This window comes from Acinetobacter seohaensis (assembly GCF_056431365.1).
This window is the reverse complement of sequence record NZ_JBWKMK010000141.1, coordinates 1-23,103: the sequence shown is the minus strand read 5'-3', so window position 1 is coordinate 23,103 and position 23,103 is coordinate 1. Positions and strand designations below refer to the sequence as shown.

The 23,103-nt window shown below is 37.3% G+C and carries 20 protein-coding genes; 14 read left to right on the top strand and 6 right to left on the bottom strand.

Annotated elements, in window-relative coordinates; all coding sequences use genetic code 11:
• The first annotated feature begins 21 nt into the window (after positions 1 to 21).
• Both AC07E5_RS13815 and dnaJ read left to right on the top strand, forming a co-directional pair.
• On the top strand, positions 22 to 399 hold the full coding sequence (locus AC07E5_RS13815) for a hypothetical protein (RefSeq protein WP_167845637.1): 378 nt from the start codon (positions 22 to 24) through the stop codon (positions 397 to 399).
• A gap of 129 nt (positions 400 to 528) precedes the next feature.
• Positions 529 to 1,644 (top strand): molecular chaperone DnaJ, encoded by a 1,116-nt coding sequence (gene dnaJ, locus AC07E5_RS13810; protein WP_004970338.1) that lies wholly within the window; start codon positions 529 to 531, stop codon positions 1,642 to 1,644.
• 94 nt (positions 1,645 to 1,738) lie between these two features.
• On the opposite strand, the gene AC07E5_RS13805 is transcribed toward dnaJ, so the two are convergent.
• The gene (locus tag AC07E5_RS13805; RefSeq protein WP_180009316.1) at positions 1,739 to 2,023 is read right to left on the bottom strand and encodes a hypothetical protein; all 285 of its coding nucleotides are present in this window, start codon (positions 2,021 to 2,023) and stop codon (positions 1,739 to 1,741) included.
• A gap of 282 nt (positions 2,024 to 2,305) precedes the next feature.
• Between AC07E5_RS13805 and dapB the strand changes: the two genes are divergently transcribed.
• Both dapB and AC07E5_RS13795 read left to right on the top strand, forming a co-directional pair.
• Positions 2,306 to 3,127, top strand: coding sequence for a 4-hydroxy-tetrahydrodipicolinate reductase (gene dapB, locus AC07E5_RS13800; protein WP_070154911.1), 822 nt, complete (start codon positions 2,306 to 2,308; stop codon positions 3,125 to 3,127).
• A 132-nt stretch (positions 3,128 to 3,259) separates the two neighbouring features.
• Positions 3,260 to 3,904 (top strand): START domain-containing protein, encoded by a 645-nt coding sequence (locus AC07E5_RS13795; protein ID WP_180159086.1) that lies wholly within the window; start codon positions 3,260 to 3,262, stop codon positions 3,902 to 3,904.
• 92 nt (positions 3,905 to 3,996) lie between these two features.
• Here AC07E5_RS13795 and AC07E5_RS13790 read toward each other — a convergent pair whose 3' ends face one another.
• The 5 genes from AC07E5_RS13790 to AC07E5_RS13770 all read right to left on the bottom strand — a co-directional run bounded on the left by AC07E5_RS13790 (position 3,997) and on the right by AC07E5_RS13770 (position 10,067).
• The gene (locus AC07E5_RS13790) at positions 3,997 to 5,436 is read right to left on the bottom strand and encodes a capsule assembly Wzi family protein (protein WP_498625689.1); all 1,440 of its coding nucleotides are present in this window, start codon (positions 5,434 to 5,436) and stop codon (positions 3,997 to 3,999) included.
• Between the two features lie 176 nt (positions 5,437 to 5,612).
• Positions 5,613 to 5,987, bottom strand: a complete 375-nt coding sequence (locus tag AC07E5_RS13785; protein WP_498625688.1) for an endonuclease domain-containing protein — start codon at positions 5,985 to 5,987, stop codon at positions 5,613 to 5,615.
• 310 nt (positions 5,988 to 6,297) lie between these two features.
• The gene (locus AC07E5_RS13780; RefSeq protein WP_498625687.1) at positions 6,298 to 8,484 is read right to left on the bottom strand and encodes a polysaccharide biosynthesis tyrosine autokinase; all 2,187 of its coding nucleotides are present in this window, start codon (positions 8,482 to 8,484) and stop codon (positions 6,298 to 6,300) included.
• 51 nt (positions 8,485 to 8,535) lie between these two features.
• The gene (locus tag AC07E5_RS13775) at positions 8,536 to 8,964 is read right to left on the bottom strand and encodes a low molecular weight protein-tyrosine-phosphatase (RefSeq protein ID WP_498625686.1); all 429 of its coding nucleotides are present in this window, start codon (positions 8,962 to 8,964) and stop codon (positions 8,536 to 8,538) included.
• Complete coding sequence (locus AC07E5_RS13770; RefSeq protein ID WP_498625684.1) at positions 8,964 to 10,067, bottom strand: polysaccharide biosynthesis/export family protein; 1,104 nt, start codon at positions 10,065 to 10,067, stop codon at positions 8,964 to 8,966. Before AC07E5_RS13770 ends, AC07E5_RS13775 begins: the two co-directional genes overlap by 1 nt.
• Before the next feature lie 317 nt (positions 10,068 to 10,384).
• On the opposite strand from AC07E5_RS13770, the gene tviB reads away from it, so the two are divergent.
• The 10 genes from tviB to AC07E5_RS13720 are packed head-to-tail and all read left to right on the top strand — an operon-like array spanning position 10,385 to position 23,041.
• The gene (tviB, locus tag AC07E5_RS13765) at positions 10,385 to 11,662 is read left to right on the top strand and encodes a Vi polysaccharide biosynthesis UDP-N-acetylglucosamine C-6 dehydrogenase TviB (RefSeq protein WP_498625683.1); all 1,278 of its coding nucleotides are present in this window, start codon (positions 10,385 to 10,387) and stop codon (positions 11,660 to 11,662) included.
• Between the two features lie 9 nt (positions 11,663 to 11,671).
• Entirely contained in the window at positions 11,672 to 12,796 is a 1,125-nt protein-coding gene (wecB, locus tag AC07E5_RS13760) for a non-hydrolyzing UDP-N-acetylglucosamine 2-epimerase (RefSeq protein WP_498625682.1), read from the top strand.
• A 12-nt stretch (positions 12,797 to 12,808) separates the two neighbouring features.
• On the top strand, positions 12,809 to 14,062 hold the full coding sequence (wecC, locus tag AC07E5_RS13755; protein WP_498625681.1) for a UDP-N-acetyl-D-mannosamine dehydrogenase: 1,254 nt from the start codon (positions 12,809 to 12,811) through the stop codon (positions 14,060 to 14,062).
• A 58-nt stretch (positions 14,063 to 14,120) separates the two neighbouring features.
• A complete protein-coding gene (locus AC07E5_RS13750) occupies positions 14,121 to 15,326 on the top strand; it encodes an MATE family efflux transporter (RefSeq protein ID WP_498625680.1) in 1,206 nt (401 codons plus the stop codon).
• Entirely contained in the window at positions 15,319 to 16,446 is a 1,128-nt protein-coding gene (locus AC07E5_RS13745; RefSeq protein ID WP_498625679.1) for a glycosyltransferase family 4 protein, read from the top strand. Before AC07E5_RS13750 ends, AC07E5_RS13745 begins: the two co-directional genes overlap by 8 nt.
• 5 nt (positions 16,447 to 16,451) lie before the next feature.
• The gene (locus AC07E5_RS13740) at positions 16,452 to 17,735 is read left to right on the top strand and encodes an O-antigen polymerase (protein WP_498625678.1); all 1,284 of its coding nucleotides are present in this window, start codon (positions 16,452 to 16,454) and stop codon (positions 17,733 to 17,735) included.
• Entirely contained in the window at positions 17,732 to 18,826 is a 1,095-nt protein-coding gene (locus AC07E5_RS13735; protein ID WP_498625677.1) for a glycosyltransferase, read from the top strand. Before AC07E5_RS13740 ends, AC07E5_RS13735 begins: the two co-directional genes overlap by 4 nt.
• Positions 18,810 to 19,955: a glycosyltransferase family 4 protein gene (locus AC07E5_RS13730; protein WP_498625676.1), complete on the top strand. Its 1,146-nt coding sequence runs from the start codon at positions 18,810 to 18,812 to the stop codon at positions 19,953 to 19,955. The genes AC07E5_RS13735 and AC07E5_RS13730 overlap by 17 nt, the downstream gene beginning before the upstream one ends.
• 13 nt (positions 19,956 to 19,968) lie before the next feature.
• Positions 19,969 to 22,104: a bi-domain-containing oxidoreductase gene (locus AC07E5_RS13725; protein WP_498625675.1), complete on the top strand. Its 2,136-nt coding sequence runs from the start codon at positions 19,969 to 19,971 to the stop codon at positions 22,102 to 22,104.
• 4 nt (positions 22,105 to 22,108) lie between these two features.
• A complete protein-coding gene (locus tag AC07E5_RS13720; RefSeq protein WP_498625674.1) occupies positions 22,109 to 23,041 on the top strand; it encodes a heparinase II/III family protein in 933 nt (310 codons plus the stop codon).
• Positions 23,042 to 23,103: the final 62 nt, after the last annotated feature.

Below are 23,103 nucleotides of genomic sequence, written 5' to 3'. Positions count from 1 at the left end.
CAGATGGGGTTAAATCACATTATGAAGCAAGATAACTTGTTAAAGTTTCGCCGTTCGGTTGCGATCTCTTACGTGTTTATGTTTTTTGCTTTATTTACTGTGGTGAGTGGTGCATTGGCGTATTGGTATGCACGAAAAGTGATTGTGGTCGATAGCACTGAAGTCTGGTTACAGGCACAGGCTTTATGGATCATGCGTAATGTGGTGATTTACAGTGTGTTGGCATTGTTTGCTGCATTGTGGTTTATTCCATTGGCCTTCTTTCCTTGGGATGCCTTTTTATGGGTCAAAGCCTGCACCGTAGCAGGTGTGGTCTTTGCCGTGATTGCCTTCTTGTTTTTAATCAATGCTTGGATTAAAGGGCTATCCAAATTTTTGAAAAATAAAGCCGTGTTCTAATGGTTTGAACTTCATCTAAAGTACTTCAGCTAAAATTTTTAGCAGCTTTCCCTTGTAAAACTCAGTTTGACCCCAATTTCAGACTTCAGTTAAGTTTTAAATAGAATTCCGTGAGGAGCATCGCCAGACATGGCTAAACGTGATTATTATGAGGTTTTGGGCGTCTCTAAAACCGCTAGTGATGATGAAATTAAAAAAGCCTACCGTAAGTTGGCGATGAAATATCATCCAGACCGTAACCCGGACAATCCTGAAGCTGAAGAGAAGTTTAAAGAAGCTTCAGAAGCGTATGAAGTTCTGTCAGACAGCGAAAAACGCAGCATGTACGACCGTATGGGCCATCAAGCCTTTGAAGGTGGTATGGGCGGTGGTGCTGGCGGCTTCGGTGGTTTCAGTGCGGAAGATATTTTCAGCCAGTTTGGGGATATTTTCGGTGGAGCCTTTGGTGGGGGGGGGCGTGGCCAGCAACGTCAACGCCGTGGTTCAGACTTACGCTATGTGATGGAATTGACGCTTGAAGAAGCAGTCAAAGGCGTTAAGAAAACCATCACCTTTACAGCACCTGCGCCATGTGAAGCTTGTGATGGTAAAGGCTCGGAAAATCCAAATGATGTTGAAACCTGTCCAACCTGTCATGGTGCGGGTCAAGTACGCATGCAGCAAGGTTTCTTCTCGGTACAGCAAACCTGTAGCACTTGTCGTGGTCAGGGCAAAATTATCAAGAACCCATGTAAAAAATGTCATGGTTCGGGTGTGTCAGACCGTCAACAAACTCTTGAAGTGACCATTCCTGCAGGGGTGGACAATGGCGACCGCGTACGCTTAACAGGTAAAGGTGAAGCCATTCGTGATGGTCAATCGGGAGATTTATACGTAGAAGTAGTGGTGCGCGAGCATGAAATCTTCCAGCGTGATGGTGCCGACCTATATATGGATGTACCTGTCAGCATTGCCGATGCTGCTTTAGGTAAGGAAATTGAAATTCCGACTCTAGATGGTCGCGTGAGTCTGAAAGTGCCTGAGGGAACACAGACGGGTAAATTGTTCCGTTTGCGTGGTAAAGGGGTAAAACCTGTGCGTACCAGTATGCAGGGCGATTTACTCTGCCGTATTGTGGTGGAAACACCTGTGAATTTAACGGCACGTCAGCGTGAATTGTTAAAAGAGTTGCAGACGACGATGGAAGGTGAGGGCAGTCAGTCATCACCAAAGAAAAAGTCTTTCTTTGATCGTTTGTTTGATTAAGGAAACCTAGGTTAGGTATGTCAAAGCACGACCTCATCTAAACTCAAAAACAAAGGCGATCTTGAAGATCGCCTTTGTTGTATCTGCTGCACGCTTATTCGACTTCAGGTACATCAATCTCTAAAACATCCACCATTTCAGTCGTTGCTGTTTTAACGACAGTTTGTGGTTGAGCGCTTGCAACAACCCCATGTTCTGCTGCTGTTTCTTCTAGTTCAGGTGCATCGACTTCAACAGCAAGAGGTTCTTGTAGCGTCACGCTAATACGGACTTTAGACAGGCTTTCAAGCGTATCACCTTCTTGAAGTGCAGGCTCTGCAAATACGGATGCTGTGCTCATGCCCAACAATAATGCCAATACAATTTTCTTCGAATGCATGTAAATCCCCTTTAATTTTTGCAGTTGTTATCATTCGTGCAGGCTAGTCTGCGCATACAAGTTTGCAAATTTGTGAAATAAAAATAAAAAATGAGCATTTTCAGATAAATTTTTAGCATCGCTTTGATAAAAGTTTGCCAGTGGCATTTAAAGTGATCTTTAGCATACTGTCACAGTTGCTTTCCGATAAAAATAAACCCAGAAACTTGGCTGACAAACTTAGTCTAGGCAGCGAGTTTTGATATAGTAAGCACAATTTAGAATCTATTTTAGGAATATGCTATGTCAGCAACTCCACGCATTGGTGTATTAGGCGCAGGCGGCCGCATGGGACGCATCTTAATTCAAGCTGTTCAAGAAGCAGGCTACCAATTGGCTGCCGCAGTAGAGCGTCCAGAAAGCAGTTTATTGGGTGCAGATGCAGGAGAGTTGGCAGGTGTAGGTACACTGGGCGTGAAAGTGGTGGGTAGCCTAGAGCAAGTATTAGCTGACTGCGATGTCGTGATCGACTTTACCGCACCAGCCGCCACAGCACAGCACTTAAAGCTTTGTCGTGAAGCAGGCGTGGCGATTGTGATTGGCACCACAGGCATGAATGATGAACAAAAAGCACTCTTAGAAGAATCGGCTCAACAGACCCCAGTGGTGTATGCCGCCAACTATTCAGTTGGGGTAAACGTATCTATTAAACTGCTGGAGTTGGCAGCCAAAGTCTTTGGTGATAGTGTAGATATTGAAGTGATTGAAGCGCATCATCGTCATAAAGTCGATGCACCATCAGGCACGGCATTGATGATGGGCGAGGCCATTGCAGCAACCTTAGGTCGTGATTTAAAACATGATGCTGTTTACTGCCGCGAAGGACACACAGGGCCACGTGAACGTAAAAGTATTGGTTTCCAAACCATTCGTGGTGGCGACATTGTGGGTGAACATACTGCGATGTTTATTGCCGATGGCGAGCGTGTGGAAATTACCCACAAAGCCACCAACCGCATGAACTTTGCTGCAGGTGCTGTGCGTGCTGCAGCGTGGGTGGTGGGACGCGAAGCGCGTAAATACGATATGAAAGATGTTCTTGGATTTAACGATATTCAGGTTTAAAAATTGCGCAGGAATCCGAAATAGATAAAAATGACTTGAACAATTTTCAATCTGCCGCTAAAAATAGGGTCTGATGTCATGGATGATGACGCATCAGACCCCACATAAAACTAAAATAAGATGCAAAATAAAATGAAAAAATCTCTGTTGATGCTTGGGTTAAGCACCTGTATTTGTGCGGCCTCTGCACAAAATATTGAACATGCCAAACTGAGCATACATAAAAACAATATTAAAGTCTGGACCTTTCAACAGCAGTCTAGCCCGGTGTTTGTGTATAAGGCCGAAACCACCTTCAATGTACCTTTAGAAAAAGCTGCTGCCTTAATTTTAGATGTTGATCATGCCGTGAAATGGGTGCCTTATGTGGGCAGTGTCAAAGTTTTGTCACGCGATGACCAAAAAGGTGAGTTCTTACTATATATGGTGCTGGATTTTCCTTTTCCGCTAAAAGATCGTGATTTAGTGGTCAAAGGTAAAATGAGTAAAGATGCACAAGGTATTATCAGTATTCAAAATAAAGCCATTGAGGGGGGCTATCCCTTGAACCCAGATTATGTGCGTATTCAAGATTACGAAGGCGACTGGACCTTTCAAAAACTGGGCAATCAAAAAGTCAAAGTCAGTACCTATGGCTATGCTAACCCTGAGGGCTCGATTCCTTTAAGTTTTGTGAATATGTTTGTGCAGCAGCAACCGTATCAAATGCTGCAAAAAATGAAAATTGAATTAAGCAAAAGCCGTAGTTATAAGGCGTTGCCTGAAATTTTGCGTTAAATGGTTGAGTTACGCTGAATTTTTAATCTTAGAAAAATGGATGAAATCGGTGTCGATCTCATCCACGAAGTATTTCGGTCTAGCGGGTAGATTTAATATGAAAACAGCCCTTTTTCTAAAGGAAATTCAATGCCAATCGATGCACCGCCATCATTGCCATGGGCATCTGAATCGCTGATCCAACCATTCAGTTTAAGTGGAATATCTGGGCGTAAATAGTGTGTCCAAGTCAAATCCAAAGCTTTTAACTGGTCTTTTTCTGGGAAAGCATAATTCGTATTTCGATTGGATTCATTCAATTTGGCAAACAACATACGTGCATTCACGCGGTTCATACGATCAAAACGAATATCCCCACCGACTGAAATCATTTGTCCATCACCACCCATGGCATGCGCTAAAGGGTAGCCATGTTGATAAAAACCACCTTTATAGACACTGTGATTATAAGTAATGCCTTGTGCTTTACCATTGGTACGGGTATCTGCCCATTCGGTATAGAGTTGGAACGGCATATTTTGATAGCTTGATGAATAATCTACCCCAGCCAGATACATTTTTTTAGCGGGTAAGCCACCTGCTTCATCTTCACCTGCATATTGTGCATAGATTCCCATTGGAACTTGTACCAAGGGCTGTAGGTTCAAACGTGCATCAAATCCTGCCACTTGGTTAGAGGGATTGGTGGTATCACCATACACATTATCTTTACCAATAACCGCATCCCAGAGTGAATCAAAACTTTCAGGTCGACCTTCACCACCCCATTGGATTGCACGTGATGCCCCAAGTTCTAAATAATGCAGTGGTTGTGCTGTAACACGTAAACCTATCAGTTTTGCATCGGGCACAGTATCGTAATCATGCAATTGACCTGCAAAAGCTTGGTATTGCCATGGACCAATCCATGATAACCATTTGTTGCTGAAAGCTTGTTGTTCGGCACGTTGCATAGTTACGCCGTAAACTGGGCGGCTGGCATCACCACGAATTAAACTGCCGTCATGGGCAGGCCCCCAGTAGGTTGGAATTTGCCCTGCAATGAGCCATTGATTCCAAAGCTTGGCTGCAATATAGGAACCTTCAACATTGACATCTTGATCGTTATCAATTTGTGGGTCTTTTTCTGCATTGACCCGAATTTTAGCATCCCAGTGTTGATTGCCTGCATTGAGTTCCAAGCCTGCTTGATATTGCGCTTTTTGTTGGTCGCCAAAGGCTTGTGGAATATTCTTTTGATCTGTTTCTGCAAAAAGCGAGGCTTTGAGTAGTTGGTTATTGGCATTTAAATGTGCCACCACTGCATCTATGACTTTTTGTTGATTGTTGTTGCTGACATTGGCTTGAGAAAGTGCACGTTGAATTTCATCACCACTCATAGGCCAAGTTGACGTACTAATTTGAATGACGCCTTGCTGATTTAGCCAGTTTAAATCGGTACGTAAGTTTTGGTCATTTAAGACAATGCCTTGGGCAAAGGTTAAGGATGAGCTTAATGCCAGTGTCGCCAACAGCGCTTTGGGTGGAAACATTCTTATATATTCTCAGCGTTTATAAACTGTAACCAAGATAGGTTTTTGAGTGGATTTTTGCAATGTGAATTGTTGAGTATTGTTGTAAATTTCAGAAGAAAGTTCTTCTGTAAACGGTGGAGGCTAGCACTAGTAAGGGCTTTGTAATAAATGCTCCCACCCTTTTTAAAGGGAGGCTAGGAGGGATTATCAGCGTGTTGACTTAAAATCACATTTTCAATCGTTTGGACGACTGCATCGAGTTCATGCAAAATTTGTAAATTGTTAAATCTTAACACCGTTAAATTTAACTGTGTTAAAGCCTGATCACGTAATAAATCATACTTTAAGCCTTTTTCGTTCAAATGTTGGCTGCCATCGCATTCAATAATTAAACTTGCCGCAGGACAGTAAAAATCTACAATAAAATTCAGAATAGGCTTTTGCCGATAAAACTGTAAGCCCAAGATTTGTTTTTGACGCAGTCGTAACCAGAGTTTTTGTTCTGCTTCGATCATATTGTTTCTTAACTGTCGTGAGTTATGTTTTAAATTTTTGTTATAGGGTTGCATGGTTTTTATTCTTTGTTTTAAAAAGTGGTTTATTTTTTAATTAGCTTTCTTGCGACATACATGGCTCATCTTTTTAGATTTTTTTTATCCCCCTCAATCCCCCTTTGATAAAGGGGGAGGTTAGCACGAGCATATAGCTCACCTTTTTCAAAGGGGAGGTTAGCACAAGCAGAGGCTTTGTAATGAAACATTCCTCCCTTTTTTAAAGGGAGGTTAGGAGGGATTTTAACGTTGGTGGCTTTTGCTATATATAGCTCACCTTTGACTAAGGGGAAAGCCTAGCGCCGGCAAAAAGGGTAGATTGAATAAATCAATCCTCATCCTTATTGGCTTTATAGGCATAAGCATAGTTATAACCATAGCCATAACCGCCCGCTTCACGTTGAATATCATTCAAAATAAAGCCGTTGACTTTCACGCCAGCCTGTTCAAAGCGGTTAACAGTCAGTTCAAGCTCTTTCATTTGAGTTTTGCCATAACGTGCCACAACCAAATTCACACCTGCATATTGTGAAATAATAATCCCATCGGTTACCGCAAGGACTGGTGGGGTATCAATCAGAATATGGTCAAACTGACTAGACAAGTGCGTGAGCATGTCTGCAAATTTTTGCGTACTTAACAACTCTGACGGATTGGCAGGACTTTTACCACGGCTGATGAAGCTTAAATTTTCAACTTCAGTATTGCGCACAACACTGCCTAACTCTTGTTGACCATTCAGGTATTCGGTTAAGCCAGGCTTAGGGTCGTGATTAAAGTATTTGTGCATATAACCACGACGTAAATCGGCATCAATCAATAATACGCGCTTATCACTTTGCGCCAAAATGGTAGCTAAGTTGGTTGAAATAAATGATTTACCCAACTCTGGTGCAGGACCAGAAATCATAATGATATTGTTTTTGGCATTACCTAAGGCAAAGTGAATGGCAGTACGCATGCTGCGCAGGCTTTCAATGGCAATATCATCACTGTTTTTAACTGCAAGAATAGGAATATTCTTTTTCTTTTTCAGAATATTAATACGACTTTCTTGTACAGGCGAACGTGGCACAGTGGCATAAACCGGTAAATCCAGTTCATTTTCAATCTGGTTCGAGTCTTTAATACCTGAACGCAACATATTACGCAGTAATGCCAACAATGTGCCTAGAAAACCACCCAAGAAAACGGACAAAATTAAAATTTGTAATTTCTTTGGTTTAATTGGCTCAATTGGTTCTACAGCGGTATCGACAATACGCACATTACCAATTTCACCTGCTTTAGCAATACGTAGTTGTTGGTAAGAGTTAAGCAAGCCTGTATACAGTTGTTGTTTCACCTCAACTTCACGGAACAGTTGTAAATATTGGCGTTGTAGTTCAGGTAAGCGTTTAAGTGTTCCGTCTAATTCAGCAATTCGTTTGTTAATCGCACCCAATTGCGCATTCATTTGCTGCATGACAGGGTGTTCATTGGTGTATTTGGCAGCAGCTTCAGCCACTTGTTGCTCTAACTGCGCTTTTTGGGTTTCCAAAGTAATACTTTGGGTTAAGTACAACTCAGATTCTTTGGTGACATCTACCGTATTAAACTGTTGGCGGAAACGGTTAAATTCACGTTCTGCCACATCTAATTGTTGTTTCAGTTCTGGGAGTTGGTCTTCCAAAAACTTTAAGGTCTGTGCCGTTTCTGCAGTACGACGCTCAATATTTTGTTGGCTATACGCCGCTAAAATGGCATTTAGTACTTGGGTAATGTGTTGTTTGTCTGACCCTTGGTAATTCAGTCCCAATACACCTGTCAATTTACCTTTTTCTGCCACAGAGTAGTTGGCAGTTAAGGTTTTCATGGCAGCAGGTAAGCTTTGTTTTTGGATGTTATAGGCAGCGTCAAAGCTGTCTTGACTAAAAATGGCAACTTTCCAAACCCCAAATTCAGACTGTAATTGACTGACTTGGTTTAAAGGCGCTGAAAAAACTACTTGTTCGGTTGCTGCATCCGTCAGGCTGTATTTGCCTTGTGAAAATTTGAGGATTAAGTTTTTATCTTGAAAGTATTGCGGAATATCGAACTGGCGAATATCAAAACTTTTTTGATTGTCTTTAAATAGCACCGATTGCGCTGAATACTCACTGTTATATTCATGCTTGGCCAATAAACGGTTCCAGAAACTATCTTCTGTACCCGAAACGCGAATATTTAAATTCAAATGATTAATCACGTTACCCAACACCAAACGTGATTTTAAAATCTCAATTTCAGCTTGTGCAGGCGATTTCTGCTCAATCATATTGGACAAATCACCCAATAGCGCTGCAGAGGCCCCTTTACTATCTTCGACCTGTACTAAGGCATCTACTGCATAGGTGTCTGGTGTGGTTCTTAAATACAGTAAAGCGCAGACTACACTGAGTAGAACGCAAAGAATAATCAGTTTCCATTGTGCGATTAAAGAAAAAAATAATTCCTTTAAATCAATGGTGTCTTCGGTGTTGGCGGTTTGGCTCATAGTTTAAATATCAAAAAAGTAGAATATCAAAAAATCTAGAACAGCAAGAAACTAGATATATTTTTTCCAGTCGGCAATGCAGGTTTGAATTAATGTGCAGGTTTCATCAAATACGGCCTGATCGTGCTGATATGGGTCAGCAACATTTTTACTTTGCCAGTGCCCCAATCTAAAGGTTTTGCCTTTAGCAAAGGGCCAAGTTTGTTCCACATGCTTTTGCTGATTTTGGCTCATGACTAAAATTAAATCGGCTTTTTTAATCAGCTCTGCATTGAGTTTTTTTGCTACGTGTGGACTCATGTCGATGCCGTGACGTTGCATACATAAACTGGCTTTGTCATCGGCTGCATGACCAACTAAACCTGAAATACCTGCAGATTCAATATGCAAGTGTGGATATTGCTCTTTTAAAAAGTATTCTGCCATGGGGCTACGGCAAATATTGCCGATACATACCACCAAAATGTTATTAATTTTCATTAGTTCCCCAAACGATCTAGGTTATATAAAGCATTTGAGAATGGAATAATTTGGTTAACCACACGTTGCCAGCGTGCCAAGCCTGATGCATCGACATAGACAATATCATTGCTGCGCATTTTAAACTGATTGGCTAAGCCAAAGTCGGCAATGCTAGTTAAATCCATGTGATAGACTTCGGTATGTGCTGCATTGGGCTGACTGCGTACCACATAAATTTTACTACGGCTTGCAGACAGTGGGTTTAAGCCCAGACTTTCACCCAATACATCGCTTAAGCTCATGCCTTGATCACGCATAGGTAAGGATTGGTTTTTACCCGATTCACCCATTACATAAATTTTTTGGTTTTCACGGTTATTGACATATAAGGTGTCATTCGGCTGAATGAGTAAGTTGTGCAATGACAGCCCCGCTTTTTCCAACTCTACCGTATTGAGTTGATAAGTACGCCCCTGACGGACTAAAGTCATTGAGGCATTGTCACCTTGTTGAGCATTGACCCCGCCTGCCATACCTAAAGCGGTATATACACTGATCGGTTGATCATTTAAATAGAACTGCCCACCTTTCATAACATTGCCTTGTACCGAGTATCGCTGTCCTTGGTAAGACAACACCCGCACAATCACATCTGGCGTTTTTAAATAACGCGCTAATTGTCCGCGTAACTCGCGGTTCACTTGGGCTAAAGATTTACCTGCGGCTTTATAACGCCCGATAATAGGAAATTGAATATAACCCTGTGAGTCAATTTGATAACCATTTGACTCTGCCGACTTTTCACTGCTTACACTACTTGTGGGTGGGGTAATTTCAGGATATGCCCATAAATAAATAGAGAGAATATCACCTGAACTTAAGGTGTATTGACGCTGCCGTGTATTAAATAAATGCGCATAATCCTGCTGAATATTGTGTACTGCAGGTTGCACTGCGAGCATTGAGTCTTGCGTGAGTTTAATCACATTGACTGCTGTACCCAAGTCGGTGGTGTAAACCCCTTCGCGAGGTAAGTCGTAGGTTTGTAAACCAGAGGTGACAGCGCACCCCGTAGTGGCAATGCCACATGCCAATAAAACAGCCAGTTGAAAGTGTCGCACGCGAGATTCCATTATTAATTTTTTAAAATCTTTTAAATAAATTGCTGTCATTTTACCGAACTTGTAAAATAGGTACATAGCAATTTGTAATCAATTTGCATATTCTGTCAAATCTTTTGCAAAGGAAATGATTAAATCCACAAATTGTGGATTTAATCTAAATTTTAAAAGTTGAATATTCACAAAAACTATACACTGTGATCTGTTTCAAGTAATTTGAGCACAAATCATAATAGAAATTTCATGAATTTCTGCTAGTATCCCTGCCGAAAGATCCACTCTTCATAAAATACAGATATAAATTTAAAGGCGCTCAAATGCTACAGCTCTCAGACCTAAAAATTGCCATTATTGGTTTAGGCTATGTCGGTTTACCCTTAGCGGTTGAATTTGGCAAGCAGCTGCCTGTTGTGGGTTTTGATATTCAGCAAAAACGTATACAAGAATTACAAAGTGGGCAAGATCACACTTTAGAAGTGTCTCCAGAAGAACTTAAACAAGCAACACAACTGACTTATTCCGCTAATTTAGATGATTTGAATAGCTGCAATTTTTTTATTGTGACTGTTCCAACGCCAATTGATGAATTTAAACAACCTGATTTAACCCCACTTATTAAAGCGTCTACCAGTATTGGAAAAGTACTCAAAAAAGGCGATGTAGTGGTGTATGAGTCTACGGTATACCCAGGTGCTACAGAAGAAGCTTGTATTCCAGTTTTGGAACAAGTCTCAGGCTTAAAATTTAATCAGGATTTTTTTGCAGGCTATAGTCCAGAACGGATTAACCCAGGCGATAAGCTGCACCGTGTGACCAATATTTTAAAAGTAACATCGGGTTCTACCCCAGAAGTTGCAGACTTTGTCGATGCAGTCTATCAACTGATTGTGACTGCAGGTACACATAAAGCACCGAGTATAAAAGTGGCTGAAGCAGCTAAGGTCATTGAAAATACCCAGCGTGATGTGAATATTGCTTTAATTAATGAATTGGCTGTTATTTTTAATAAGTTGGGTATAGATACTGAAGCGGTTTTACAGGCTGCGGGAACCAAGTGGAATTTTTTACCTTTCCGTCCAGGTTTAGTCGGTGGGCACTGTATTGGGGTAGACCCGTATTATTTAACCCATAAAGCACAGTCTTTAGGCTTGCATCCAGAAATTATTTTAGCAGCACGTCGTTTAAATGACCGTATGGGTGAATATGTTGCAACACAATTGATTAAAGAAATGGTTAAGCAGCGTATACAAGTGGTGGGTTCAAAAATTTTAGTGATGGGCTTGAGTTTTAAAGAAAACTGTCCAGATATTCGCAACACAAAAATTATTGATATGGTTCAGGCTTTAAAAGAGTATGAGCTGGATTTAGATATTTATGACCCGTGGGTGGACCCAAAAGAAGTGGAGCATGAATATGGTTTGGCTCCAATCAGTGCATTGCAGAATAATGAATATGACGCGGTTATTTTAGCAGTTGCTCATGATCAGTTTAAACAAATGACAGCGGCAGAAATACATGCTTTGGGTAAAGCTAAGCACGTACTTTATGATTTAAAATATGCATTAGATAAGCAAGATAGTTCAATTCGGTTATAGGGTAGTATAGTGAAAAAGAAAGTATTGCTGGTCTTTGGTACACGACCAGAAGCAATTAAAATGGCGCCATTGGCATTACAATTAAAACAACAAGAAGGCAGTTTTGAAACTAAAGTGTGCGTAACAGGTCAGCATAGACAAATGCTAGATCAGGTACTGGAACTTTTTAACTTAACACCAGATTTTGATCTAAATTTAATGAAGCCAGGACAAACCTTGTCTGACATTACTTCTGGTGTATTGAAAGGCTTAGAGCAAGTTTTTGCTGAATGGACACCAGATGTTGTGTTAGTGCATGGCGATACTGCCACAACTTTTGCCGCCTCTTTAGCTGCGTATTATCATAAAATTACGGTTGGTCATGTAGAAGCAGGTTTGCGTACGGGCGATATTTATTCACCTTGGCCTGAAGAAGCAAATCGTAAACTTACAGGCGCGTTAACCACTTATCATTTCGCGCCGACTCAGTCTTCTTATAATAATTTAATTAAAGAAAATATAGACCCGAAAAATATTACCATCACAGGCAATACGGTGATTGATGCTTTGCTTACTGTAAAAGAAAAGGTTGAAACAGATCGGGCGGTTATTGCTCAGTTTGAGCAGCAATTTAACTTTTTAGATTCGACAAAAAAACTAATTTTGGTGACTGGTCACCGCCGAGAAAACTTTGGTCAGGGCTTTTTAAATATTTGTACAGCATTGGCAAATATTGCAAAACAGTATCCTGATGTGCAAATTGTATATCCTGTCCACTTAAACCCAAATGTACAAAAGCCTGTGAATGAATTGCTATCGGGCATTTCTAATATTTATTTAATCGCACCGCAAGACTACTTACCTTTTGTGTATTTAATGAACCGCAGTTATTTGATTTTAACCGACTCTGGCGGTATTCAGGAAGAAGCCCCTTCTTTGGGTAAACCAGTATTGGTGATGAGAGATACAACCGAGCGCCCAGAAGCGGTAGAGGCGGGTACAGTCAAACTTGTAGGCACCGATGCAGCACTGATACAACAGTCTGTGATTGAGCTATTAGAAAATACAGACTTGTATCAAACGATGGCGGCAGCGCACAACCCGTATGGTGATGGTACCGCGAGTCAACAAATTATTCGTGCTTTAAATAAATAAATTGAGTAAAAAATGCAGAAGTTCAAACATATTTGTGTTATTGGTTTAGGTTATATTGGTTTGCCAACAGCGGCCACCTTTGCTGCACATGGGGTAAAAGTTACAGGTGTAGATGTTAACCTGCATGCGGTAGATTTAATTAATCAGGGCAAGGTTCATATTGTAGAACCAGATTTAGATGCTTTAGTGCGTGATGTGGTTGCACAACAAAAGCTTTCTACACAATTAAGTCCTGTTGCTGCAGATGCTTATATTGTAGCTGTACCGACCCCTTTTAAAGATAACCATGAGCCAGACTTAAAATACATCGAATCTGCAGCGAAAGCGCTTGCACCATACTTGGTGAAAGGAAATTTAGTCATTTTAGAATCTACTTCACCAGTAGGCGCTACTGAGCAAATGGCGACATGGCTCAGTGAAGCACGTCCAGATTTAAGTTTTCCACAACAGGCTGGTGAACAGACAGATATTCTAATTGCTCACTGCCCAGAGCGCGTATTGCCAGGTAAAGTGCTACAAGAGCTGATTAGTAATGATCGTATTGTGGGTGGAATGACACCTCGTTGTTCGCAAGCAGCAATTGATTTATACAAAGTTTTTGTAAAAGGTGATTGCATTGAAACCAATGCACGTACGGCAGAAATGTGTAAATTGACTGAAAATTCATTCCGTGATGTGAATATTGCCTTTGCCAATGAGCTTTCTATTATTTGTGACAAGTTAGATATAAATGTATGGGAACTGATTCAGCTTGCTAACCGCCATCCGCGAGTCAATATTTTACAACCAGGTCCTGGAGTGGGGGGGCACTGTATTGCAGTTGACCCTTGGTTTATTGTATCTAAAACACCAGAGCAGGCCCGTTTAATTCGTACTGCACGTGAAGTGAATGACAGTAAACCTGAGTGGGTGATAGATCAAGTAAAGATTAAGATTGCTGAATTTTTACAAGCCAACCCTGAAAAAACCATTAAAGATGTAACTGTAGCTTGTTATGGTTTAGCATTTAAACCAGATATTGATGACTTACGTGAAAGCCCTGCATTGAATATTACAAAAAAACTGGCAGAACAAGGTTTAAATATTTTGGCAATTGAGCCGAATATTGAAAAACTACCTGAGAATGTACCATCAAATATTCAACTTATTTCATTGGAAGAAAAAGATAAAGCTGATATTCATTTGATTTTGGTAGATCATAAGGAGTTTAAAAAATTGTCATATACAAATATGTCAGTTTTAATTGATACTAAGGGTACTGTTTAGAATGTTAAATAAGTTGAAACAGCATTCAGACTCTCTATTTCTTATTATAGGAAATGCAGTGAGTAGAATCTTGATGATTGTTTCAACAATTATAATGGTGAAGCTGTTAGGAGATGCTGTTTATGGTAGGTATGCGGTTTTATATAATGGTCTTTTAGGGATACAAGTTTTTTTAACTTTGGGTTTGAATGCTGTTGTAACAAAAAGAATTGCTGTTGGTGAAAATGTATTATTTACTATAACTAAAGTAGTTAAAATTATTTTTTTAGTTTCATTGATATTTTTTTTATTATTATTCATTTTAATTAAGAATAATTGGGTATATTCTTTAAGCTATTTTAAAGAAATTAGTTTTTTTTCTATAGTTTTTTCTGCAATTTCTATAGTTTTTTTTAGTATATTAGTATCTGTTTTATATGGAAAAGAGGAAAAAATTAAAATAGCAAAGTTAAATATATTCAATGCAATTTTGATCTTGTGTTTTTTAATATTTTTTTCAATAAAACAGGATCTAAATTTAATTTTTATTGGCTTTGGGTTAGCGAATACTATAAGCATTATACTTTTTATCTTATTTAATAAAAACATTTTCTTAAATCAAATGGAATTAAAAAAAAATTATATTATAGAAAATAATAAACAAGGTAGCCAAATTGGTTACATTAAGCAGGGTTTCCCAGTTTTTTTGTCAGCATTATTAGTAACACCAATTGTAGGTATAATTTATACCCTTATGCATTCGAATGGATTAAGTGGTGAAATCGCTATTTTTTCAGTTGCAATGCAATGGTACAGTATAATTCTTTTTATACCTGGAGTATTAGCTAATCTTTTACTAGCTGAATTTTCAAAAAATCAAAAAATGTTAAGTTTAGCATTTTATTTTAAGCGTGTTATTTTGAATTTTTTAATTACAGTTTTTGTTTCTTTTTTTGTATATATTGTACTTTTATTGGTGTTGCCAATATATGGAGATTCATATGTAGAAAAAATTTATGTGTTTTGGGTTTTTATATTAGTTGCTTTGGTAAATAGTTTTAATGCTGTTGCTGGCCATTTTTTCATTTCAGTAAATAAGCAAATGTTTGGGTTTTATTGTAATGTAGTTTGGGCCATTCTCGTGCTTGGTTTAGTATCTTTAGTATTAAACAAGGGTTATGGTATTTTAGGAGTGGCATTAAGCTTTTTAGTGTCCTACTTGTTACATGCTTTTAATCAAAACTTATATATATATTATTTTTTAAAGAGTAGTCAAAATGTCTGAAATTATTGTCTTAAGTGGGCATAGAAGCTTCAATACAGGTGGTGTAGGTACTCATTTAAGAGTGTTAAATGATGAGTTGAATAGGCAGCAAATCAACCACTGTGTATCTTTAGGGAAAAGTAAGGTATTTTCGTTATATTCATATATAGCTAAGAAAGTTGTTCCTACAAGAGCTTACTTTCATTTTGCTATTCAAGTCAAAGGTCTGAAAAGTGTTTTAAGTAAAAAAATAACGCAAAATACCAAAATAGTAGATTGTCATGATTTTGCTTCATTAGTTGCTGCTGTACAGTTTAAAGAAGAAAAAAAATATGCTTATAAGACGATATATACTGTACATGCTCCATTTTATGAACAATATAGTTTAATGAAAATTCAGCATAATAAAGATGATCTTAAAAAAATCCAACTGACTGAATTAACATATTTAAAAAAATGTGATGGTTTTGTATGTGTGGATGATAAGCAAAAAGATATTATAGAAAAAAAACTGGGGTATGCAATTCATAATATTGTATTACCGAATGCAGTTGATATTGATTTTTTAAAAACTATAGAAAAGAAAAGAAATGTTGATAAATATATAATTATCTCTAGACACTTATATAGAAAATGTGGTGTGCATGTAGGAATTAAAGCTTTTGCTAAAGCTAAAATTGATAAAAACATTAAGCTTGTTATTGTTGGTATGGGGGATGAATATAATAATTTAGTTACTCTTTCAAAAGAATTAGGGATCCAAGATAGAGTCATTTTTAAAGGGCGCTTAGTATATGAAGAATCTATTGCTTATACAGCAAATGCATTAATTTCTATTATCCCCTCTGTTCCTTTAGGTGATTATGTGGAAGCAACCTCTTTATCTATGCTTGAAGGTATGGCTTTAGGGGTGCCTGTAATTGCAAGTAATATTGGAGGATTAAAACAAGTTTTAGAAAACTCTGAAGCAGGGATCTTAGTGGAACCTAATGATGCAGATATTTTATCGAAAGAAATAGAAAATTTAGTAAAAGATAGTTTTAAACGAGAGATTTTAGCCAAAAATGCTATCTTACTTGTTAATAAATCTTATTCATCCAAAGTTTGGTTGGATAAACGATTACAGTTTTTTAAGGTATAATGGAAATGTTTTCAGTATTGTTATTATTGTTTTGTTTTTTGATTTTTGCAATTCATAAAATAATTTTTACTAAAGATTCTTTTTTTATATCTCCTATTTTTTTTATACTTTTTTCTCAAATAATATTTTTTTTAGATCCACCACGTTTTTTTGTTGAAACATCTAATAATGTTCTAATTTATCATTTTATTAACTTAACTTTATTGTTTACTACAATAAGTATATTGGCTATAAAGTTTTTAAAAAAGGATATGATATATAATAAAAACTTTAATTTTAATGAAAACTATTTCTTATGCGGTGCAGGAATATTTCTCAGTATTCCTTTTTTAATTTTTATATTTAGTGGTGCAGATATTTTTTCTATCTTAACTCGTTTTTATAAAACTTCTATATTTGAAGGTGGTAATTTAGAAAAATATTCAACCATAATTAACTTGATAACAAGGAGTGTTTATTTATTATTAATTATTTCTCGATTTGTTTATAATTTTACTGATAAAAAATCTTATAAAGCTTATTGGTATGTTTTTTTATTAATGTCTATAATTACTGTGGTTTCCACAGGTGTAAGGAGTGGTTTGCTCTACTTATTTCTTTCAATATTGCTTGTTGATATATGTTGTTATAAAGGTATTTTTTCCAGAAAAGTTTATAAAAAAATATTTACCTATATTGGTATTTTTGCATTTATTATACCTGCAATTTTTGTTCTTTCTCAGTTTAGATCTACAGAGTTTTTAGACTTTAAAGACTTTAAATCTAATATTAATTTTGAGACTGTGACAAATAGCTCAGCAGTTGAAGATGAAAGTTTTTATAATCTTAACGATATGGTTGCATTTTCAGTAAATAAGTATTCCCAAGATCCATGCTTATTATGTAGTGTGAAGACTATTTTGGTTACACCTGTGCCTAGATTTATTTGGGTTGATAAACCTGTTGGCTTTGGAAAGCAGTTAGCACACGATATGGTGGGGGCGCCTTTGAATGGACCAGGGTTGTCATTAGCAGCAGGTATACCAGGTGAATCTGTATATAATTTAGGATGGTTTGGTCTTATAATTTTTCCTATTATTTTTGGATTATTATTGAGTATTGCATTTGGAATATTGAAATATTCAAAAAATGTTTTTTTAGCTAGCTGCTCTTTATTTTTCTTAATTTCTTTTATTGGAACTTTTAGAGGAGATTGGATGGCAATATCTGCTTTTTTTATTAATTGTTTTTTTGTTTATTTTGTTATTCAACTATCAGTATTATTTTCCAAAATAAAGAGGATTTTATGAAAATAATGATATGGATGAATATTCCATCCCATCATCAATCTCAATTTTTTGATTCTATTTATAGTAAAAATAATGGACTGAAAGTCTATTATTATCAAGAGGTTTTTCCAGAAAGGGAGGAAATGGGATGGTCCTCAACTTTTAATCTTAAAGGCTATGAAACTTTTGTAGATCCTAATACCTATACACCAGATGCTCGAGAATTAAAAGAATATGTACATATAATTTTAGGTTATAGCCATAAATTTACACGTAAATTAAGAGATTTTTTCTGTCAGAATAATATTACATGGGTGCATTGGAGCGAGAAAGCCACTCCAGGATGGAAGTGGTATTTATCCTATCCTAGAAAAAGACTACATGCTTATTATGTCAATAAGTATGCACTAGGAGCATTTGCAATTTCTCAGTATGCAAAAAATGATTTTATCAAATGGGGTATAAAACCCGATAAAATTGAAATCTTACCCTATTCTTTTAATCAGTTAAGTGATTGTGTAGCTGATTTAAAAATTCTAGAATTTAAGAAAAAGAGAAGAGCTTTTTTATTTGTAGGGTCCCTATATCCTTTAAAAGGTATTGATATTTTGTTAAAAGCTTTTGCTAACGAGTTCAAAAATAATCCTGAATGGTGTTTAATTTTAGTTGGAAATCAAAAAAATAATTTTGATTATAAGATGATGGCAAAAGAGCTGAATATAGAAGATCAGGTGCTTTTTCGCGGTGTAGTTGATTCAAAAAATATTAAATCAGTATATAAAGCTTGTGATGTATTTATATTACCTAGCAGATATGATGGTTGGGGTATGGTAGCAAGCGAAGCACTTTATTGCGGAATGCCCGTTATTGTATCGGATGCTGCAGGCTGCTCTTGTCATATTGTTCATCCGAATAAAAATGGTCACATCTTTAAATCAGGTAGTGCTGAAAACTTAACTGAAGTCATGAGACTGTATAAGGATGAAAATACTATTGCAGAATATGGTAAGTATTCTTCATTTTTGTTTAATAGATACAGCAGTGAATATATGTCTTCTCATTTTCTAAATACTTTATCTTTATGGTTGTCATGCAATGAAAATATTTCTTGATTGTTCTTTACTGAGTATTGGAGGAGGGGTTCAAGTTGGATTAAGTATTATTCAAAATTTGACCAATGATTCTGATTTTGAAGTTATTGTTGCTGCTTCTCCTCAAATTGATCAGCAACTTACTGATGAAATTAAAAGTAGTTTCATTGCTTATCAAAAGTTCGAAAATGTTTCTATATTACATAAAATTAAACAAGGTAAACAGCTGGCTGCTTTTGAAGAGCTTTATAAACCTGATCTAACTTTCTGTGTCTTTGGTCCTGCTTATTGGAAGCCTAAATCAAAATTTCTACAAGGCTTTGCTTTGCCGAAAATGTTATACCCAGAGTCTAGAAAGAATTACCCAAGTAAATTGGATAAAATTAAAGAAGAAATAGTAGATTCTGTTAAGGCCTTATTTTTTAAAAGAAATAGTGAATATATTGTTGTTGAAACTGAAACTTTTAGATCACGTTTACTACAAAAATTTAAGTTTGATCCTAAAAAAGTTTTTGTTATCCATAATAGTTATAGTCCAGCTTTTAAAAAATCAATTTTAGAAAATAGAGAAAATATTTCACCAGAGAATAACCAGATTAATATTTTTGTTCCTGGTGGGTATTATCGCCATAAAAATTATGAAAGCTTTCCAAAAATTGCAGCTGAATTGTTGAAAATTAATCCACAAAAAAAATTTTGTTTTTATTTGAGTTTAGACCCAGCTTCTCAGGGGTGGTTGAATATTTTAAAGTTAGCAACAGATTTAGGTGTTACTGACTATGTTAAAACATTGGGCCATATTCCAAATTCTGAAATCGCTAAAGTGTATTTGCGTTCTCATATTATTATGAGCTTAAGCAGTGCGGAAGCTTCAACAGCTGTGTATCCTGAAGCAATGTGTGCAAGAAGGCCTTTAATTATTTCTGACACTGATTTTGCTCATGCTTCATGTGAGAATGCTGCTTTATATGTAGATCCATTTAATCCTGCTGAAATCGCTGAAAAAATATTCTATTTATCTAGTCATTCAGAATTGGTTTCTGAGTTAGTAGAGAATGGTGAAGAAATTTTTACAAAAAATTATCCAGACCCTGCTGCTAAATGGAAACAGCAAAGGGAATTATTAATTAAATTAGCAAATACTCCATAATTTAGGTCTTCTCATGAAACAAATCCTTCAAGATATGGCAAAAGGCGGTACAACCGTAACAGAAGCACCAGTACCACAGTGCTCTAGAGGGCATTTACTTATTTCCACCACTACTTCGCTTATTTCAGCAGGTACAGAGCGCATGTTAGTGGGTTTTGGTAAAGCTTCTATGTTGGATAAAGCTCGCCAACAACCAGAAAAAGTAAAAATGGTACTTGAAAAAGTCCAAACAGATGGGCTGCTTACTACCTATGACGCAGTAAAGTCCAAACTGGCACAACCATTACCACTCGGTTATTGCAATGTTGGTATAGTTCATGAAGTTGGGGCGGGTGTAGAAGACTTTAAAGTCGGTGATCGTGTTGTTTCAAATGGTCCACATGCAGACATGGTCAAAGTGCCAAAAAACCTATGTGCAAAAATACCCGACAATGTAACTGATGAAGCAGCTTCTTTTACAGTTGTTGCCAGTATTGGCTTGCAAGGCATTCGTCTGGCACAACCAACCATAGGTGAAAGCTTTGTGGTTACAGGTGCAGGCTTAATTGGCTTACTCACCATTCAAATGCTAAGAGCAAATGGCTGCCGTGTATTGGCTATTGACTTTGACCAAAGCAAACTCGAACTTGCCAAACAGTTTGGTGCAGAAGTTTGTAACCCTGCCAAAGGTGAAGACCCTGTTGCTGCAGGTTTAGCATTTAGTCGTGGTACAGGGGTAGATGGTGTCATTATTACTGCATCAACCAAAGTGAGCGATCCTGTTACACAAGCCGCACGTATGAGTCGCAAACGAGGCCGTATTATTTTAGTTGGTGTAACAGGTTTAGAGTTAAATCGTGCAGACTTCTATGAAAAAGAACTGAGCTTTCAGGTGTCATGTTCTTATGGACCAGGTCGTTACGATGCTGCTTATGAAGAAAAAGGACAGGATTACCCGGTAGGATTTGTTCGCTGGACAGAACAGCGTAACTTTGTTGCAGTGTTGGATATGATGGCGGCAGGCACATTAAATGTAGATGCCTTAATTACCCATCGTTTTGAATTTGAAGATGCGCCAAAAGCTTATGATGTTTTAACGGAAGATAAATCAGGTTTGGGTATTTTACTTAAATACAATTCGGCCGTAGAAACACGAACAGAAAAGAAAGTCATTTTAAAACCAATTCAGATTGATGCACAAAATGCTGTCGTTGGTTTTATTGGTGCAGGCAATTATGCTTCACGTATTTTAATTCCTGCATTTAAAAAAGCGGCTTCACAACTGCATACCATTGTAACTTCTGGTGGTATCAATGGGGTGATTCATGGTGAAAAGGCAGGATTTGCAGAAGCATCGACAGATATAGATGCCTTATTAAGCAATCAAGATGTAAATACTGTAGCAATTGCAACACGACATAATAGCCATGCCTATTTTGTAGAAAAAGCGCTGTTAGCGGGTAAAAATGTTTTTGTAGAAAAGCCATTGGCGTTGACGGTAGAAGAAATAGAAAAAGTTGAACAGGCTTATAATCACAATATAGAAAATAAACAATATGCCCGTGTCATGGTGGGCTTTAACCGTCGTTTTGCACCTCAAGTGCAAAAAATGAAAGCCTTACTCGACACAGTTAAAGAGCCTAAAAGCTTTATTATGACTATGAATGCAGGCGCAATTCCTGCAGACCACTGGACACAGGATAATGCGGTAGGCGGTGGGCGTATTATTGGTGAGGCATGTCACTTCATAGATTTAATGCGCTTTTTAGCAGGTTCAAAAATTGTGTCTGTTCAAGCTAGACGTATGGGTGAAACCGATGCTGTACAAGTCCTTGAAGATAAAGCAAGCATTACTTTAGGTTTTGAAGATGGTTCATTTGGAACAATTTTCTACTTGGCGAACGGAGCATCAAGTTTTCCTAAAGAGCGAGTAGAAGTCTTTGCTGCAGGTCGTGTATTACAACTTGATAACTTCCGTAAACTTAAAGGTTTTGGCTGGTCTGGCTTTAATAAAATGAATTTGTGGCGTCAGGACAAAGGGCAAGATGCTTGTGCGGCTGCTTTCGTTGAGAGTATTCGTCAAGGCAAGGAGTCACCTATTCCAGCAGATGAAATTTTTGAAGTTGCACGTATGACCATTCAAGCCACTGAAATTTTGAGAGCACAGTAGTGTTATGAATATAAAAAAACTTATTCATACTATTAAGTACTTAAAATTTGTGCAGTTGTATTATCGACTGCATTATATTTTATTAAAGCCTAGAGTGCAGAAAAAAGAGTTTTCATTAAACTTAAGAGAAGTTAAAAACAAGTGGAGTAATTTTATAGAGAAGCCAATTTCAATGATTGGTGAAAAAGAGTTTTATTTTTTGAATAAAAAAGGGAAAGTAGGTTCTAGTCTAGATTGGAATGCAAAAGAACAAGATAAACTATGGCTTTATAATTTACATTATTTTGATGATCTCAATGCAAAAGAAGCATTGGAGCGTCAACATTGGCATTATAGCTTGATTGATCAATGGATCGAACAGAACCCATATGCATTAGGTAATGCTTGGGAGCCTTATCCAACCTCTTTAAGAATTGTAAATTGGATTAAATGGGCATTAGCTGGAAATAACCTCAATACAGCTCAATTACAGTCATTAGCTTTACAAGCTGAACATTTATCTAAAAATATTGAATGGCATATTTTAGCAAATCATCTTTTTTCCAATGCTAAAGCATTGATTTTTTCTGGGATATTTTTTAACTCTAAAGAGTCTAAGGTCTGGTTGCAGAAAGGTTTGAAAATATATCAAAAAGAAATACAGGAGCAAGTGTTAGTAGATGGTGGAAATTTTGAATTAACCCCAATGTATCATTCAATTTTTTTAGAAGACTTATTAGATATATATCAATTAATAAGTCTTTACTCTATGGACGAAAAGTTGGATATAATATATCTATCAGCGGTCATAAAAAAAATGTTAGTTTGGTTAAGTCATATGTGTCATCCTGATGGTGATATTTCATTTTTTAATGACTCTACTTTAGGCATTGCCCCCATACGCGCCAACTTAAGCCATGTTGATGATATTTCATACACTCTGGTGCCTCCTAAATAACATTGAAATATCATCTGTAAATCGTTGTAATTTCCTCTTCCTAGGCCGCTCCGACATACTTT